Origin of the sequence: Streptomyces sp. NPDC008121, from assembly GCF_042957155.1 — a bacterium.
Taxonomy (GTDB): Bacteria; Actinomycetota; Actinomycetes; order Streptomycetales; family Streptomycetaceae; genus Streptomyces.
The window spans coordinates 1-16,042 of sequence record NZ_JBIBHT010000007.1 but is presented as its reverse complement, the minus strand read 5'-3'; the positions used below and the strand labels follow the sequence as shown (position 1 = coordinate 16,042).

At 73.4% G+C, this 16,042-nt stretch carries 15 protein-coding genes; 7 read left to right on the top strand and 8 right to left on the bottom strand.

The annotated features are described in order from the left end of the window. Positions 1-60: 60 nt before the first annotated feature. Positions 61-987, bottom strand: a complete 927-nt coding sequence (locus tag ACFZBD_RS22775; protein ID WP_391142284.1) for an aldose epimerase family protein — start codon at positions 985-987, stop codon at positions 61-63. Between the two features lie 10 nt (positions 988-997). Next, positions 998-1,900 (bottom strand): SGNH/GDSL hydrolase family protein, encoded by a 903-nt coding sequence (locus ACFZBD_RS22770; protein ID WP_391142281.1) that lies wholly within the window; start codon positions 1,898-1,900, stop codon positions 998-1,000. A 271-nt stretch (positions 1,901-2,171) separates the two neighbouring features. Here ACFZBD_RS22770 and ACFZBD_RS22765 point away from each other — a divergent pair, with 271 nt between their 5' ends. Next, positions 2,172-2,666, top strand: coding sequence for a DUF3145 family protein (locus ACFZBD_RS22765; RefSeq protein ID WP_391142278.1), 495 nt, complete (start codon positions 2,172-2,174; stop codon positions 2,664-2,666). 94 nt (positions 2,667-2,760) lie between these two features. Here the strand turns inward: ACFZBD_RS22765 and fabF are convergent, their stop codons facing one another. The 5 genes from fabF to ACFZBD_RS22740 all read right to left on the bottom strand — a co-directional run bounded on the left by fabF (position 2,761) and on the right by ACFZBD_RS22740 (position 7,662). Further along, positions 2,761-4,023, bottom strand: coding sequence for a beta-ketoacyl-ACP synthase II (gene fabF / locus ACFZBD_RS22760; protein ID WP_391142275.1), 1,263 nt, complete (start codon positions 4,021-4,023; stop codon positions 2,761-2,763). Positions 4,024-4,101: 78 nt separating this feature from the next. Next, on the bottom strand, positions 4,102-4,350 hold the full coding sequence (locus ACFZBD_RS22755) for an acyl carrier protein (RefSeq protein ID WP_215067269.1): 249 nt from the start codon (positions 4,348-4,350) through the stop codon (positions 4,102-4,104). 57 nt (positions 4,351-4,407) lie between these two features. Continuing rightward, the gene (locus ACFZBD_RS22750) at positions 4,408-5,439 is read right to left on the bottom strand and encodes a beta-ketoacyl-ACP synthase 3 (RefSeq protein WP_391142271.1); all 1,032 of its coding nucleotides are present in this window, start codon (positions 5,437-5,439) and stop codon (positions 4,408-4,410) included. Between the two features lie 16 nt (positions 5,440-5,455). Next, entirely contained in the window at positions 5,456-6,391 is a 936-nt protein-coding gene (locus ACFZBD_RS22745; RefSeq protein WP_391142269.1) for an acyltransferase domain-containing protein, read from the bottom strand. Between the two features lie 89 nt (positions 6,392-6,480). After that, complete coding sequence (locus tag ACFZBD_RS22740; protein ID WP_391142267.1) at positions 6,481-7,662, bottom strand: helix-turn-helix domain-containing protein; 1,182 nt, start codon at positions 7,660-7,662, stop codon at positions 6,481-6,483. A gap of 60 nt (positions 7,663-7,722) precedes the next feature. Here ACFZBD_RS22740 and ACFZBD_RS22735 point away from each other — a divergent pair, with 60 nt between their 5' ends. Then, positions 7,723-8,379: a pirin family protein gene (locus ACFZBD_RS22735; protein ID WP_391143307.1), complete on the top strand. Its 657-nt coding sequence runs from the start codon at positions 7,723-7,725 to the stop codon at positions 8,377-8,379. Positions 8,380-8,529: 150 nt separating this feature from the next. Here ACFZBD_RS22735 and ACFZBD_RS22730 read toward each other — a convergent pair whose 3' ends face one another. Next, entirely contained in the window at positions 8,530-9,714 is a 1,185-nt protein-coding gene (locus ACFZBD_RS22730; protein ID WP_391143304.1) for an Ig-like domain-containing protein, read from the bottom strand. Positions 9,715-9,916: 202 nt separating this feature from the next. Here ACFZBD_RS22730 and ACFZBD_RS22725 point away from each other — a divergent pair, with 202 nt between their 5' ends. The 5 genes from ACFZBD_RS22725 (at position 9,917) to ACFZBD_RS22705 (ending at position 15,915) form a co-directional block, all read left to right on the top strand. Continuing rightward, a complete protein-coding gene (locus ACFZBD_RS22725) occupies positions 9,917-11,089 on the top strand; it encodes a peptidoglycan bridge formation glycyltransferase FemA/FemB family protein (RefSeq protein WP_391142264.1) in 1,173 nt (390 codons plus the stop codon). Further along, a complete protein-coding gene (gene murJ, locus ACFZBD_RS22720) occupies positions 11,086-12,900 on the top strand; it encodes a murein biosynthesis integral membrane protein MurJ (RefSeq protein ID WP_391142261.1) in 1,815 nt (604 codons plus the stop codon). The genes ACFZBD_RS22725 and murJ overlap by 4 nt, the downstream gene beginning before the upstream one ends. Positions 12,901-13,052: 152 nt before the next feature. After that, complete coding sequence (locus ACFZBD_RS22715) at positions 13,053-13,736, top strand: response regulator (RefSeq protein ID WP_391142259.1); 684 nt, start codon at positions 13,053-13,055, stop codon at positions 13,734-13,736. After that, positions 13,733-15,175, top strand: coding sequence for an ATP-binding protein (locus ACFZBD_RS22710; RefSeq protein WP_391142257.1), 1,443 nt, complete (start codon positions 13,733-13,735; stop codon positions 15,173-15,175). The genes ACFZBD_RS22715 and ACFZBD_RS22710 overlap by 4 nt, the downstream gene beginning before the upstream one ends. Further along, complete coding sequence (locus ACFZBD_RS22705) at positions 15,172-15,915, top strand: hypothetical protein (RefSeq protein WP_391142254.1); 744 nt, start codon at positions 15,172-15,174, stop codon at positions 15,913-15,915. Before ACFZBD_RS22710 ends, ACFZBD_RS22705 begins: the two co-directional genes overlap by 4 nt. Positions 15,916-16,042 lie beyond the last annotated feature (127 nt).

Here is a 16,042-nt window from a genome sequence, read left to right as displayed (position 1 = left end):
GGACCCTGACATCCGCCCCGGGGCTTGCCCGCGCCTCTGCCGGGACCCGCGCCGCCGGGATCAGCGCGTCGAGAAGAGGTAACCCGTCTCGGAGGCGTACAGCTCGCCCGGACGCAGCACCGAGGACGGGAACGCGGGCCGGTTCGGCGAGTCCGGGAACCGCTGGGTCTCCAGCGCGATCCCGGTGTGCGCCTCCGACGCGTAGACCTGGAGCCCCGGTTCGCTCGTCACCACCGTCACCACCCGCCCGGTCACCGGGGAGTACAGCTCGCACGCGTCCGCGGCGCCCGTGTCGAGCACGAAGTTGTCGTCGATGCCGACGCCGGCCGGCCGCGGCGTACGGAAGTCGAGCCGGGTGCCGCCCACCGGGGTGATCTCCCCGGTCGGCACCCCCGTCCCGTCCATCGGAGTGAAGTGCCCGGCCGACACCCGCAGTTCGTGCGCGCCGCCCAGGTCCCAGTACGCGTGGTTCGTCAGCGCCACCACCGTCGGGGCGTCCGTCCGCGCGCGGTAGGAGATCCGCAGCCCGTCCTCGTCGAGCGCGTACGTGACGGAGACGTCCAGACGGCCCGGGAAGCCCTCCTCGCCGTCCGGGCTCACCCGCGACAGCCTGACGCCGCCCTCGACCTCCTCCGCGTCCCACACGTGCTTGTCGAAGCCGCGCTCGCCGCCGTGCAGGCTGTGCGGGCCGCCGTTGCGGGCCAGCCGGTGCGTCCGGCCGTCCAGGGTGAAGGCCCCGCCCGCGATCCGGTTGGCGTAACGCCCCACCAGAGCGCCGAAGTACGGCTCCGGGCGCTTCAGATAGCCGCCCAGGTCCGGGAAGCCGAGGACCGCTTCGCCCGGTGTGCCGTCCCGGTCCGGCGTCAGGACCGACTGCACGATGCCGCCGTAGGTCAGCACCCGCACCCGCACGGCGTCCCGCTCCAGCGTCCAGCGCCGCACGTCCGTACCGTCGACCGAACCGAAGGGCTCACTCGTGATCCTCATGATCCGGACCCTACGCGGGGGGCTCGACCGCCGTCACCTGCCGGTGGGCGATCTCCGCGAGCCGCGCCTGTCCGTCCCGGCTCGGATGGAACCAGTCCCAGGGGCTGAGCTGCGCCCCGCCGAAGGGGAACGCGAAGACCGCCCCGCCGTCGTACCGGCAGCGCACGTCCTTCGCGCAGACCTCCTTCAAGGCGGTGTTGTACGCCGCCACCCGGTCGGCCACCAGCGTGCGGCGCCGCTCGGCCGCCGGCGACGCGTCCAGCGGGTCGGCCAGCATGGAGGCGCAGATCCCCAGCTTCCACACCTCGCGGCCCATGGCGCTGACCCGCCCGGTCGCCCACAGCCGCCGCAGGTCCGGCACGCTCGTCACGTACACCTGCGCCTTCGGCGCGTCCGCGCGCAGGGCGGCCAGCGACGAGGCGAAGGAGGTCCGGAACTCCTCGACCGGCGTCATCAGTTCCGTCCGGTCGCGGCAGGCGTCGTTGGCGCCCATCATCACCGTCACCAGCTCCGGCCGCGCGGCGGCGGCCTGCTCCATCTGCCCCGGCAGCTCGGCCATCCGCGCCCCGGTCCGCGCCAGGTTCCAGCTGTGCCCGGCCACTCGTTCGGGGCCGAGCAGCCGCAGCGCGAGGCTGTTGACGGCGGCGTCCGTGCCGGTCGCCCAGGAGGCCTCGGGGCAGTCCGCCAGGACCGTACAGGCGTCGAAGGCGCGGGTGATGGAGTCGCCGACGGCGGCGAGGGAGGCGGGGGTGGGGTCCCAGACGAACGCCGGTTTCGGCCGGGGCCGGGGCTTCGCCGAGGAGTCCGGCGCGGCTTCGCTCCCCGCGGTGTCACAGCCCGTCAGCACGCCCCCGCACAGCAGGAACCCGGCCGCGGCGGCGACCGCGGTACGAAAACGATGTCGGCCGCGCATGGCCCGATCCCTCCTGCGGCTTCCGTTCGGCGTCCTGGCGGGTGAAAGCTTGGTGTCCAGCCGCCCTCGGACCGACCGTACGTCACCCCAAGGGCGGTGCGGCACGGTAGCTTTTCCCCCGTCGAACCAGCGGCACCCGTGCCGACCGGCTCCGGTAAATTACATCACGTCACATACTGTCCCTTTTTCGGGGGTTTGCGAAGTTTCTCCCCCAATGCTGTTTACTGAGGCCGCTGGGAAAGGCGAACCTCGTCCCACACTGGAGGTCCCGGTGACGACACGTGGAGTCCTGTACGTTCACTCCGCACCGCGCGCGCTGTGCCCGCACGTCGAATGGGCGGTGGCGGGCGTCCTCGGTGTGAGAGTCCAGCTCGACTGGATCCGCCAGCCGGCGTCCCCCGGCACCTGGAGAGCCGAGTTCTCCTGGCAGGGCCAGACCGGCACCGCCTCCAAACTCGCCTCCGCGCTGCGCGGCTGGCAGATGCTCCGCTTCGAGGTCACCGCGGAGCCCTGCGCCACGGCCGAGGGCGAACGCTACAGCGCCACCCCCGCGCTGGGCATCTTCCACGCCGTCACCGGCATGCACGGTGACATCCTCATCCCCGAGGACCGCCTGCGCGCCGCCCTGGCCCGCTCGGCGCAGGGCGAGACCCAGCTGGAGGCGGAGATCGCCAAGCTGCTCGGCAAGCCCTGGGACGACGAGCTGGAGCCCTTCCGCTACGCGGGCGAGGGCGCCCCGGTCCGCTGGCTCCACCAGGTCGTCTGACCCCCGGCTCGCGGCGGATCCGCACCGCCCCCGTACCGGCACGCGAAAGGCCCGCCCCCTTCCGGGGACGGGCCTCCCGCGCGGGATGTACCGGTCAGACCGTGCGGAACGCCAGGACCACGTTGTGGCCGCCGAAGCCGAACGAGTTGTTGATCGCGGCGATCGTGCCCTGCGGCAGGTCGCGCGGCTCGTCGCGGACGATGTCGGCGTCGACGCTCTCGTCCAGGTCGTCGACGTTGATCGTCGGCGGGGCGACGCGGTGGTGCAGCGCCAGGACCGTCGCGACGGTCTCGATGCCGCCCGCGCCACCCAGCAGGTGACCCGTCATCGACTTCGTCGCGGAGATCGCGACATGGTCCAGGTCGTCGCCCAGGACCTGGCGCAGCGCCTTGATCTCGGCGACATCGCCCTGCGGCGTCGACGTGGCGTGCGCGTTGAGGTGGACCACCTCGGACGGCTTCAGGTCCGTCGACTCCAGGAGGTTGCGCATCGCGGCGGCGATGCCCCGGCCGGTCGGCTCCGGCTGCGCGATGTGGTGGCTGTCGGCCGACAGGCCCTGCCCCAGCACCTCGCAGTAGATCCGCGCGCCGCGCGCCTTCGCGTGCTCTTCGGACTCGAGGATCACCACGCCCGCGCCCTCGCCGAGGACGAAGCCGTCCCGGGCGGTGTCGTACGGACGCGAGGCCTTCGCCGGCTCGTCGTTGTTCTTGGACATCGCCATCATGTTGGCGAAGGCCGCGATCGGGAGCGGGTGGATCGCCGCCTCCGTGCCGCCGGCCACGACCACGTCGGCCCGGCCGGTACGGATCATCTCGACGGCGTAGCCGATCGCCTCGGCGCCCGACGCGCACGCGGAGACCGGAGTGTGCACGCCCGCCTGGGCGTTCACCTCCAGACCGACGTTGGCGGAGGGGCCGTTCGGCATCAGCATGGGAACGGTGTGCGGGGAGACGCGGCGGACGCCCTTCTCCTTCAGCACGTCGTACTGGTCGAGCAGAGTCGTGACACCGCCGATGCCGGAGGCGATGACGGAGCCGAGCCGCTCGGGCGCGATCTTCTCGTCCTCACCGGCCGGGGCGGTGTAGCCCGCGTCGGCCCACGCCTCGCGGGCCGCGATCAGCGCGAACTGCGCCGAGCGGTCCAGCTTGCGGGCCAGCGGGCGGGGCAGGACCTCGCCCGGGTCGACCGCGGCGGGCGCGGCGATCTTCACGGGCAGTTCGGCGAAGCGGTCGCCCTCGAGGGGCTTGACGCCGGAGCGTCCCGCGATCAGACCTTCCCAGGTCGATGCGGAGTCGCCACCCAGCGGTGTGGTTGCGCCGAGACCGGTGACGACCACGGTGCGATTGGTCGAGTTCACAGGAATTCTTTCTCCACGTGTTGATGGTCGAATGACGGCGCCACCGCCGGGTGGCATACCGAGTCAGCAGGGGCCGAATCAGCCCTGGTGCTTCAGGATGTAGTCGGTCGCGTCGCCGACCGTCTTCAGGTTCTTGACGTCCTCGTCCGGGATCTTGACGTCGAAGCGCTCTTCGGCGGCCACAACGACCTCGACCATGGACAGCGAGTCGACGTCCAGGTCGTCGGTGAAGGACTTGTCCAGCTGGACGTCCTCGGCCGGGATGCCGGCGATCTCGTTCACGATCTCGGCGAGACCTTCGACGATCTCTTCCTGGGTGAAGGCCATGTTGGCGCTCCTTCTGTGATTGCTTCGGTAAAAGGGCTTCCGGAAGATCCGGTGTGCCTAGGGGAGGGTAACGACCGTCGCGGCGTAGACGAGACCCGCCCCGAAGCCGATGACGAGCGCGGTGTCGCCGCTCTTCGCCTTCCCGGTCGCCAGGAGCCGCTCCATCGCGAGCGGAATCGAGGCGGCCGAGGTGTTGCCGGTGGTCTCGACGTCACGGGCGACCGTCACGTGCTCCGGCAGCTTCAGTGTCTTCACCATCGAGTCGATGATCCGCATGTTCGCCTGGTGCGGGATGAAGACGTCCAGTTCGTCCGCCGTGATGCCGGCGGCGTCCAGGGCCTGCTGGGCGACCTTCGCCATCTCGAAGACGGCCCAGCGGAAGACCGCCTGACCCTCCTGCGTGATGGCGGGGAACTTGATCTCGCCCTGCTCGTTGAGGGGCAGCTTCGAGACGTCGCCGACGTGGAACTCGTTCCACGGCACGGTCTGCTTGATGGTCTCGGACTTGTCGCCCTCCGAACCCCAGACCGAGGGGCCGATGTGCGGCTCGTCCGAGGGGCCGACCACGACCGCGCCGGCGCCGTCGCCGAAGAGGAAGGCCGTCGCGCGGTCCTCCAGGTCGGTCAGGTCGCTCAGCCGCTCGACGCCGATCACGAGGACGTACTCCGCCGAGCCCTCGACGATCATGCCCTTGGCGAGCGTCAGGCCGTAGCCGAAGCCCGCGCAGCCGGCGGAGATGTCGAACGCGGCCGGCTTGCCGGCGCCGATCCTGTCGGCGATCTCGGTGGCCACGGCCGGGGTCTGCTTGAAGTGGGAGACCGTCGAGACGATCACCGCGCCGATCTGCTCCGGGTCGATCCCGGCGTCGGCGATGGCCTTGCCCGAGGCCTCCACCGACATCGCGGCGACGGTCTCCTCGGGGGAGGCCCAGTGGCGGGTGGAGATACCGGAGCGCGAGCGGATCCACTCGTCGGACGAGTCGATCTTCTCGAGGATCACCTCGTTGGGCACGACCCGGGTGGGGCGGTAGCCGCCGACACCCAGGATCCGCGCGTACGGGGCGCCCTTGCTGGGCTTGATCTTCGACATGCTTCTCGGCTCCTTCTCAGGCTGCGCTTGCAGTCTCGGCGATCAGCGTGCGGGCCGCGTCGAGGTCGTCGGGCGTCTTCAGGGCCACCGTGCGGACACCCGGCAGCGCGCGCTTGGCGAGACCGGTCAGCGTGCCGCCGGGGCACACCTCGATCAGCGCCGTGGCGCCCAGGGCCTGGAAGGTCTCCATGCACAGGTCCCAGCGGACCGGGTTGGCGACCTGGCCGACGAGACGCGCGATGATCTCGGCGCCCTCGGTGACCATCCGGCCGTCCTTGTTCGAGACGTACCGCACGGAGGGAGCGGAGACGGTCAGTTCCCGTGCCGCGGCCTCCAGCTTCTCGACCGCGGGAGCCATGTGGTGCGTGTGGAACGCGCCGGCGACCTGGAGCGGGACGACCCGGCGGACGCCCTCGGGCTTGTCCTCGGCGAGCGCCGCCAGCTGCTCCAGGGTGCCGGCGGCCACGATCTGGCCGGCGCCGTTGACGTTGGCCGGGGTCAGGCCGAGCTTCTCGAGGTGGGGAACGGTCACCTCGGGGTCGCCGCCGAGCAGCGCGGACATACCGGTCCGGGTGATCGCGGCGGCCTCGGCCATCGCCAGCCCGCGCGTCCGTACGAGACGCAGGGCGGCGGTGTCGTCGAGGACGCCGGCGAACGCGGCGGCGGTGAACTCGCCGACGCTGTGGCCGGCGACGGCGCCGGCCGCGTCAGCGGCGGACGTCCCCGCGCCGAGCGCGGCGGCGGAGAGCAGGCCGGCCGCGACGAGCAGCGGCTGGGCCACGGCGGTGTCACGGATCTCGTCCGCGTCGGCCTTCGTGCCGTAGTGGGCGAGGTCGAGTCCGATGGCCTCGGACCAGGCGTCGACGCGGTCGGCGGCGCCGGGCAGTTCGAGCCAGGGGGTCAGGAAGCCGGGCGTCTGAGCGCCTTGGCCGGGAGCGACGAGTACGAGCACCCTCACACTCTCTCTTGTGGACGGTCTCGGGCGCCCGTGGGGACAGGGACGAAGAACCGTCGGGGGAATTGTTGGTGTTCGACAAAAGTCTAGGACTGCGTATCGGCGTCGGCCAAGCGTCCCAGGATGAGCGCGATCCGCAGGGTGAAGGCGGAACGGACATCGGAGGGTGACCAACCGGTGACGTCGGTCACACGTCGAAGCCGGTAGCGCACGGTGTTGGGGTGGACGAAGAGCATCCTGGCGGCGCCTTCCAGACTGCTCGCCTGCTCCAGATAGACGCTCAGCGTTTCCAGCAGCGCCGACCCGGCTTCCTCCAGCGGTCTGTAGATCTCCTCCACCAACTGGTCGCGGGCCGAGGGGTCCGAGGCGATCGCGCGCTCCGGAAGGAGATCGTCCGCCAGGACCGGCCGCGGGGCGTCCTGCCACGCCGAACAGGCCTTGAGCCCGGCGGCGGCGGCCTGCGCGGACCGGGTCGCGGCGAGCAGGTCGGGGACGACGGGGCCCGCGACGACCGGCCCGGCGGCGTACGGGCCGATCAGGGCCTTGGCGACGTGGAGGGGGTTGTCGTTGCCGCCGGCGATGACCACGAGGCGGTCGCCGAGGACACCGGTGAGGACCTGGAGCTTGGCGTGCCGGGCGGCGCGGCGGATCGCCTCGACGGTCAGCTCGCTGTCGCCGTCGGGGGCGGTGCCGAGGACGACGCAGACGTGGTCGGGGGAGTTCCAGCCGAGGGCGGCGGCGCGGGAGACGGCGCCCTCGTCGGCCTCGCCGGAGAGCACCGCGTTGACGACCAGGGATTCCAGCCGGGCGTCCCACGCGCCGCGTGCCTCGGCGGCCTGGGCGTAGACCTGGGCGGTCGCGAAGGCGATCTCACGGGCGTAGACGAGCAGCGCCTCACGGAGGACGGACTCGTCGCCGGGGGCGGCGACCTCCTCGATCGCGGTCTCCATCACCTCGATCGTGGTGCGCACCATCTCGACGGTCTGCCGCAGCGTGATGGCACGGGTCAGCTCGCGGGGCGCGGTGCCGAAGACGTCGGTGGAGATCGCCTGCGGGGTCTCGGGGTGCCGGAACCACTCGGTGAACGCGGCGATGCCGGCCTGGGCGACCAGACCGATCCACGACCGGTTCTCGGGCGGCATCGCCCGGTACCACGGTAGCGTCTCGTCCATGCGCGCGATGGCGTTGGCGGCGAGCCGCCCGGAGGACTGTTCGAGGCGCTTGAGGGTCGCGGGATGCGGATGAGCGGCGTTCGTGGGTTCAGGCACGGACCAAGGGTGCCTTATCGGGCCGACCGCGTGCGGGGTCGGGCTACCGTCTGGGGCGTGATGACGATTCAGCGCGCCGGGGCGCGTTACCACGGGGGCGATCCGGACGCCGGGATCGACACCCGTCACGCCTTCTCCTTCGGGGCGCACTACGACCCGGACAACATCCGCTTCGGCGCGCTCCTCGCCTGCAACGAGGAGCGTCTCGCGCCCGGCGCAGGGTTCGCGGAGCATCCGCACAGCCACACCGAGATCGTCACCTGGGTCGTGGAGGGCGAGCTGACCCACCACGACTCGGCCGGGCACACCACCGTCGTCCGCGCCGGCGACGTCCAGCGGCTCAGCTCCGCCGGGGGCGTACGGCACGAGGAACGCAACGACGCCGACGTGCCTCTGGTCTTCGTCCAGATGTGGCTCGCCCCTCTGGAGCCGGGCGGCGACCCGTCGTACGAGATCGTCCGGGGCATCGCCGACTCGACGCCGTACGCCCTCCCGCGGGCTGCCGCCATGCTGCACGTCCGGCGCCTGGAGGCGGGCGAACGGACCGCCGTGCCCGACGCCGGCCTCGTGTACGCGCACGTGGTCCGGGGCGCGGTGCGCCTCGCAGGGGAGGAGCTGGCCGCCGGGGACGCGGCCCGCCTCACCGGTACCCGGGACCTCGCGCTCCTCGCGACGGCCGACGCGGAGGTCCTGCTCTGGGAGATGCGCGCCGACTGACCACCGGCCGGGGGCGCGCCGGGGGCCCGCCTCCGCCAGGCCGCGCGCCGGAGCGCGACCCCGCCGAGCCCGCCGGAGCGCGACCCCGCTGAGCCCCCGCCGTCGCACGGCCCCGCTCGTCGCACGGCCCGGCTCGTCGCGCGGCGCGCCTCAGGCGAGTGCGCTCTTCGCCTTCCACTGCTCCCAGCTCGTGTTCCACGCGCCGTAGCCGTTCCCCTCCGCGACCGTCCCCTTCGTGTCCGCGCCCCGGATCTCGAAGGGATCCCCCGCCCGGACCTGGCCGTAGAACCACGCCGCGTCGCCGTCGCTCATGCCGATGCAGCCGGAACTCCTGTTGGCGCGGCCGAAGTGCGCCGCGTTCCACGGGGCGGCGTGCGCGTACATCCCCGACCAGGTCAGCCGCATCGAGAAGTCGACCATCTTGTCGTAGGCGTCGCCGAGGCCGACCGTCTCGGAGTTCATGTTGATCGTGCCCTCCTTCGCCATCAGCACCGCCGTCCCGCGCCAGGACCGCTTGTCGCCACCGGGCGTCCCGCCCGACACGGGAATCGTGCGCAGCGGACGCCCGTCCCTCTCCAGCACCAGCTTCTTGCGGTCCAGGTCGACTTTCACCACCTGCGCCGCGCCCGCGACCGTGAACCCGGTGCGGTAGTCGCGCACGAACCAGCCCCCGCCCGAGTCCGTGCCGTTCAGCGTCGCGTCGAGGGTGATCTTGGTGCCCGGCTTCCAGTACTCCTTCGGCCGCCAGTCCACCCGGTCGTTGCCCGACCAGTCCTTCAGCCAGCCCCACGACCCGACGGTGCCGTTCGACGTGGTGACCTTGAGCTGCCGTTCCACCTCCGCCTTGTGCGTCACCGGCCGGTCGAAGACGATCGACAGCGGCTGCCCGACACCGACCGTCGTGTCCTTCCCGGGCGCCAGCGTCACCTTGTTGACCCGCGTCGCCTCGGGCGTGGTGAACGTCGACCGGGTCGTCGTCTCCTTCCCGCCCGCCGTGCGGGCCGTCGCCTCCACGCGGTACGAGGTGCCCGGCGCCGCCTTCCGGTCCGAGACCCAGGACGCCCCGCCGGCGCCGGTACGGCCCGCCAGCACGCCGCCGTCCGCGTCGACGACCTTCACCACCGTCAGCGCCCCGCCCGTCGCGGTGACGGTCACGGTCCGCCCGGCCGCCGGGCTCACGACGGTCACCTTCGCCGGGTTCTCGGCCGGCTTCGCGTCCTCCGCCGCCCGGGGCGCGCTCGCCGCACCCGCCGAACAGGCGGCCAGCGAGCCGCAGAGGGCCACGGCCGCGAGCAGCGGACGTATGCGAGCGCGGGAACGGGTACGTGCGGGCATCACGGAGGCCTCCGGAAAACGTGTGGGATGCCCGGACTGTAGGCCGCCGAGAGGCCGCGGAGAACGGCCCGGACCCCGTGTGACAAGGGCTGGGGCGGAACGGTCATCGTCCCGTCACACACGACGCGCGGCACGGTCAAGGACGGCTGTGAGCATCCTGTGCGCCCCCCGACCGAGGGGGCGGAACAAGGAGGCTTCCGTTGTGTCAGCTCTGCTCGTGACGGCCGCGCCCCACCCCACCACGCGCGTACAGCCCCTCACCGCCGAGGAGTACCGCGCCTTCCTCACCAGGAGCGGCGCCGGCGCCGGCTTCCTCCAGCTTCCCTCCTGGGCCGGGGTGAAGGACGGCTGGAGCCACCGGCTCCTCGGCTGGGGTCCCGAGAACGGACACCTCACCGGAGTCGCCCTCGTCCTGCTGCGCACCTTCCCCGGCACCCGCAAGTCCTTCGCCTACCTCCCCGAAGGGCCCGTCGCCGACTGGTCCGACCCCGACATCGACGGCTGGCTCACCCCGCTGCTCGGGCACCTGAAGGCCGCCGGCGCCTTCGCCGTACGCATCGGGCCCTCGCCCGACTTCCGCCGCTGGAACGCCGCCACCCTGAAGGCCCACACCGGGCCGGGCCGCCGCCTGGCCGACGTCCTCGCCGACGAGGTCGACCCGCTCGGCACCGCCGTCGCCGAACGGCTCCGTTCCCGCGGCTGGCGCCGCTGCGGCGGGGACTCCACCCAGGACTCCGACGGCGCCGACGCCCAGCCCCGGCTCGTCTACCGCGTGCCGCTGGCCGGCCGCACCTCCGACGACCTGTGGAACGGCCTCAACCAGGAGTGGCGGCGCAACATCCGCAAGGCCCGCGCCCGCGGTGTGGAGGTCGTCGTCGGCTCCGCCGCCGACCTGCCGGACTTCTACCGGCTGCTGCGGATCACCGAGGAGCGCGACGGCTTCCGGCTCGGCCGCTCGCTCGCGTACTACGAGCGTCAGTACGCGGTCCTCAACGCCGAGGAAACGGGCCGGATGAAGCTGTACCTCGCCCGCCACGAGGGGGAGACCCTCGCCGCCCACACCATGATCACCGTCGGGAAGCGGGTCTGGTACCAGACGGGCGCCTCCGCCGACCACCGGCGCGAGGTCCGCCCCTCCAACGCCCTGCAGTGGCGGATGCTGCTCGACGCCCACGCGCTCGGCGCCGACGTCTACGACATGCGCGGGGTACCCTCCACCCTTGATCCGGACGTCCGCGCCCACGGTCTGCTGCGCTGGAAGCTCGGCACGGGCGGACAGGCCGTCGAGACGCTGGGGGAGTGGGAGACACCGTTGGCCGGCACGACCAATCACACGCTGTACCGGGCCTTCCAGGCCTATCTGGCCCGCCGATGACGCCTTCGGCCTCCCTCGCTCCCGAACCCGCGCCGGGCCCCGGCCCGGCGCCCGGGGCCGGGCCCGGCGGGGCCGTGCGCGTCTCCGTGCCCGGCCCGGCGTCCGCGCCCGCCACCGAGGCCGTCCCCGGCCCCGCCGCGCGACGGACGTCCGTGCTGCGCAGCGGGGCGCTGATGGCCGGCGGGTCGCTGGTCTCCCGCGCCACCGGATTCGTCCGCTCCGCCGTCGTCGCGGCGGCGCTCGGCATCGGCCCGATCGCCGACGGGTACGCGGTCGGCAACTCCGTCCCCACCATTGTCTACATGCTGCTCCTCGGCGGGGCCCTCAACGCCGTCTTCGTCCCCGAGCTCGTCAAGGCGGCCAAGGAGCACGAGGACGGCGGGGTCGCCTACACCGACCGGCTGCTCACCCTCTGCGTCCTGGGCCTGCTGCTCCTCACGGCGGGCGCCGTGCTCGCCGCGCCGGCGATCGTCGACCTCTACACCGACTACACCGGCGAGCGGCTGTCGACGACGGTCGCCTTCGCGCGGTACTGCCTGCCGCAGATCTTCTTCCTGGGACTCTTCACCCTCCTCGGGCAGGTCCTGAACGCGCGCGGCCGGTTCGGCGCGATGATGTGGACCCCCGTCCTCAACAACATCGTCGTCATCGCCGTGTTCGGCCTCTACCTGGCCACGGTGGCGACCGGCGGCGGGACCCTCACCGCCGGCGAGACGGCCCTGCTCGGCTGGGGCACGACGGCGGGGATCGCGCTCCAGGCCCTCGCGCTGGTGCCCTCCCTGCGCGCGGCCGGCTTCCGCTGGCGTCCCCGCTTCGACTGGCGGGGCAGCGGACTCACCGCGCCGCTGCGGTCGGCCGGCTGGCTGGTGCTCCTCGTCCTCACCAACCAGGCGGCCTACTGGGTGACCACCCGGCTCGCCACGGCGGCCGGCCTGCGGGCGGCCGACCTCGGCATCGACGGGGGCGTCGGCTTCGCCGCGTACAACAACGCCTATCTGCTGTGGGCCGTGCCGCACGGCATCGTGACCGTCTCCCTGATGACCGCCCTGCTGCCCCGGATGAGCGGCGCGGCGGCCGACGGCGACCTGGCGGGGGTGCGGCGGGACGTCTCGTACGCGCTGCGGACGAGCACGGCGGCGGTCGTCCCGGCGGCGTGCGCGCTGTTCGCGCTGGCGGTGCCGGTGATGGGCCTCGTCTTCGAGTACGGCAGGACCGACGCCGAGGACATCCGGCGGATGTCCTGGATCCTGACGGCCTTCGCGCCGGGCCTGATCGCCCTGTCCGGCCAGTACGTCTGCACCCGCGCCTTCTACGCGCTGCGCGACACCCGCACCCCGTTCCTGCTGAACCTGGCGATCGCCGGCCTCAACGCGGGCCTGTCCTGGACCGCCTACGTCGTCCTCCCCGCCTCCTGGGCGGTGGCGGGCATGGCGGCGGCGTACTCGCTGGCGCTCTGGGCGGGCTGGGCGCTCACCGCGTACGTCCTGCACCGGCGCCTGACGCGCGGCGCGGACCGGGCGTCGGCGGGGGCTCCCGCGACGCCCGCCCCCGAAGGCACGGACGGCGCCGGTCGCGCCGGGGCGGCGGGCGCGCTCGGACGGCTCCTGCTCGCCGCCGTCCCCGCGACCGGCCTCGGGCTGTTCCTCGCCGACGCGACCGCCCCCGCCGGCCCGCCGGCGGCCGCGGCCGCCGGCGCGGCGGGCATCCTCGGCGTCTTCGCGCTGCTGGCCCGCCCGCTCCGGCTCACGGAGGTGCGGGCCCTGCTGACCGGCGCCACCGCCCGCCTTCGCACCCTCACCCGCCGCACCTGACCCGGTGGGGGCCCCGCCCGCCCCGCCGCCCCTGCCCCGCCGCACCGGACCCGGCCGGGCGCCGCCCCCGGCCCCGCGAGGACCGGCCGGGGCACCGCGGCCCCGGCACCCGGCCCCGATCGTCCGCCCGACACCTTGGGATACTCGACCTCATGCCCCGCGTGCTCCTCATAGAAGACGACCCCTCCGTCCGCGAAGGGGTCGAGCTCGGCCTGCGCCGCCGGGGCCACGAGGTGCGGACCGCCGCCACCGGAGAGGCGGGGCTCGCCGCGCTCGGGGAGTTCCGGCCGGATCTGCTCCTCCTCGACCTGATGCTCCCCGGCATGAACGGGGTCCAGGTCTGCCGCCGGGTCCGGGAGACCAGCCAGCTCCCGATCATCATGCTCACCGCCCGCGGCGACGACTTCGACGTCGTCATCGGGCTGGAGGCCGGCGCCGACGACTACATCGTCAAGCCCGCCCGTACCGAAGTCATCGAAGCCCGCATACGCGCCGTCCTGCGGCGGATCGAGGAGCCCGGCGCGGGCCGGCCCGCCGTCGAGTTCCACGGCGAACTCGCCGTCGACCGCGCCGGACTCACCGTCGCCAAGAACGGCGAACGCCTCGCCCTCGCCCCCTCCGAGCTGAAGCTCCTCCTCCACCTGACCGCCGCCCCCGAGCAGGTCTTCAGCCGCCAGCAGCTCCTCGAACACGTCTGGGAGCACAGCTACCACGGCGACGCCCGCCTGGTCGACGCCTGCGTCCGCCGGCTGCGCACCAAGATCGAGGACCCCGCCGGAGCCCCCCGCTACATCCAGACCCTGCGCGGCTTCGGCTACCGCTTCGGCCCGCTGTGAGCGCCCGCCGCGCCCAGCGCCGCCGCCCCTTCGGCCTGCGCACCCGGCTCGTCCTCGCCTTCCTCCTCGTCGCCGCCGTCGGCTGCGGCACCACCGCCGCGCTGACCTACCGCGCCGCCCGCAACGCCGTCCTCGAACAGGCCCAGGACACCGCGGTGTCCGCCTTCCGCGAGCGCGTCCAGGTCCTCAACGTCTCGCTGCCGATCGAGAAGGAATCCCTCCGCTACGACCTCCAGCAGATCGCCCGCCAGGGCAAGCCGCGCCCCTGGCGGGTCTACGCCGAGTACGGCTCCCTCCGCGTCTCCTCCGCCGACCGCCCCGCCTCCACCGTCATCACCCCCGAACTGCGCTCCCGCGCCCGGGCCTCGGCCCACGGCTCCTTCCAGCGGGTCGTCAAGGACGGCCGGCCCTATCTGACCGTCGCCGTCCCCGCCGTCTTCCGGGCGCACACCCCGGCCAAAGCCGTCCACCGCACCGGCCTCGTGCTCTACGCCGTCATGGACCTCGACGTCGAGGAGGCCAACGTCGAGGCGATGGTCCTCGCCGCCCGCGACGGCGCCCTGCCCGCGCTCGCCGTCGCGCTCATCCCCGCCCTGCTCGCCGCCCGCAGCGTGCTCCGGCCGGTACGGGAGCTGCGGCGGGCGGCCGACTCCATGGGCCGCGGCGAACTCGACACCCGGATCCACGCCAAGGGCAGCGACGAACTCGCCGACCTCGCACGGACCTTCAACACCTCCGCCGCTGCCCTGGAACGCTCCGTCGTCGAGCTCCGCGAAGCCGAGGCCCGCGCCCGGCGCTTCGCCTCCGACGTCTCCCACGAGCTGCGCACCCCGCTCGCCGGGATGCTCGCCGTCACCGAACTCCTCGACGAGGACGCGGCCACCCTCGACAGCGACACCGCCCGGGCGGTACGGCTCATCAGCGCCGAGACCGGCAAGCTGGCCGTCCTCGTGGAGGACCTGATGGAGATCTCCCGGTTCGACGCCCGCGCCGCGGAGCTGCACGTGGACGAGGTGGACGCGGCCGACAGCGTGCGCAAGTCCCTGCAGCGCCGGCACTGGACCGACCCGGAGGCCGTCCGCGCCGACCTGCCCGCCGGGGTGCGGGCCCGGCTCGACCCGCGCCGCTTCGACGTCGTCGTCGCCAACCTCGTCGGCAACGCGCTGCGGCACGGCGAGGCGCCGGTGAAGGTGAGCCTGCGGGCCGAGGGCGACTGGCTGGTGATCGAGGTCGCCGACCGGGGCCCCGGCATCGCCGACGAGGTCCTGCCGCACGTCTTCGACCGCTTCTTCAAGGCGGACCAGGCCCGTACGCGCTCCGCCGGCAGCGGACTCGGCCTCGCCATCACCCTGGAGAACGTCCGGCTGCACGGCGGCACCGTCACGGCCGCCAACCATCCCGACGGCGGCGCCGTCTTCACGGTGAGGATCCCGCGGTGAGGCGCCGGACCGGGCTGGGACGCCTGCCGCACGCCCTCGGCGTCCTCCTCGCGGGCGCCCTCGCGCTGACCGGCTGCGGCATCCAGCAGAGCGACGTGGTGGAGGCCGGCGGGCCGGCCACCATCGCCGTCGCCCCCGGCGAGGGCAACCGGATGCTGCTGTTCTACGTCGACGCCGACGGCAGGCTGACCCCGGCCGCCCGCTCGCTGCCCCCGCTCTTCGGAGACGACTACCGGCTCGCGCAGGGCCAGGTCCCGCCCACGTACCCGCGCGGCATGGGCATCGCCGCCCGCCCGGCACTCTCCGCGCTGCTCCGCGGCCCGACGGCCGCCGAGCGCGCCGCCGGCCTGTCGACCCGGCTGCCCCAGCCCGGACGGAAGTGGACCGACGACAAGCGCGGCCCCCTGGTGAACGTGGAACCCGGCGAGGACGGGGAGCCCACGCTGCGGGTCAGCGTCGACTTCCCGCTGGGCGACCTGGACGGCACGGCCGCCCGCCAGCTCGTGTGCACGGCCGCCTACGCGGAGGAGACCGACGGCCGGATTCCCGTCGTCCTGTCCGGCCCGGGCAGCACCCGCCCCGCCGAACGCTGCGACGACTTCGAGGTCGGCACCCCGTCCCAGCCGGAACCGGACACCCCGGGGGAGACCACCGGGACCACCCCGGCCGACCGGCGGGGAAGCGAAACCGCCCCGGGTTCGGCACCCCCGGCCCCGAGCCGTCCCCGTCCTGACCCCTAGGGCGTGTTTCGAAAGTCCCGTCTGGCCGGGAACGCCTGGCACGCACGCTCGCTGCGTTGTCGGTCGTCGGCGCAGCCCGCTGCGCTCTCCTCCCTCCGCCTTGCGATCGCACGCACCAGACGCCCCC

What these genes read in the sequence shown, in the direction of transcription:
- ACFZBD_RS22775 (WP_391142284.1), bottom strand. Translation starts at nt 987, where the DNA reads ATGAGGATCACGAGTGAGCCCTTCGGTTCGGTCGACGGTACGGACGTG.
- ACFZBD_RS22770 (WP_391142281.1), bottom strand. Translation starts at nt 1,900, where the DNA reads ATGCGCGGCCGACATCGTTTTCGTACCGCGGTCGCCGCCGCGGCCGGG.
- ACFZBD_RS22755 (WP_215067269.1), bottom strand. Translation starts at nt 4,350, where the DNA reads ATGGCCTTCACCCAGGAAGAGATCGTCGAAGGTCTCGCCGAGATCGTG.
- ACFZBD_RS22750 (WP_391142271.1), bottom strand. Translation starts at nt 5,439, where the DNA reads ATGTCGAAGATCAAGCCCAGCAAGGGCGCCCCGTACGCGCGGATCCTG.
- ACFZBD_RS22735 (WP_391143307.1), top strand. Translation starts at nt 7,723, where the DNA reads ATGACGATTCAGCGCGCCGGGGCGCGTTACCACGGGGGCGATCCGGAC.
- ACFZBD_RS22730 (WP_391143304.1), bottom strand. Translation starts at nt 9,714, where the DNA reads ATGCCCGCACGTACCCGTTCCCGCGCTCGCATACGTCCGCTGCTCGCG.
- murJ (WP_391142261.1), top strand. Translation starts at nt 11,086, where the DNA reads ATGACGCCTTCGGCCTCCCTCGCTCCCGAACCCGCGCCGGGCCCCGGC.
- ACFZBD_RS22715 (WP_391142259.1), top strand. Translation starts at nt 13,053, where the DNA reads ATGCCCCGCGTGCTCCTCATAGAAGACGACCCCTCCGTCCGCGAAGGG.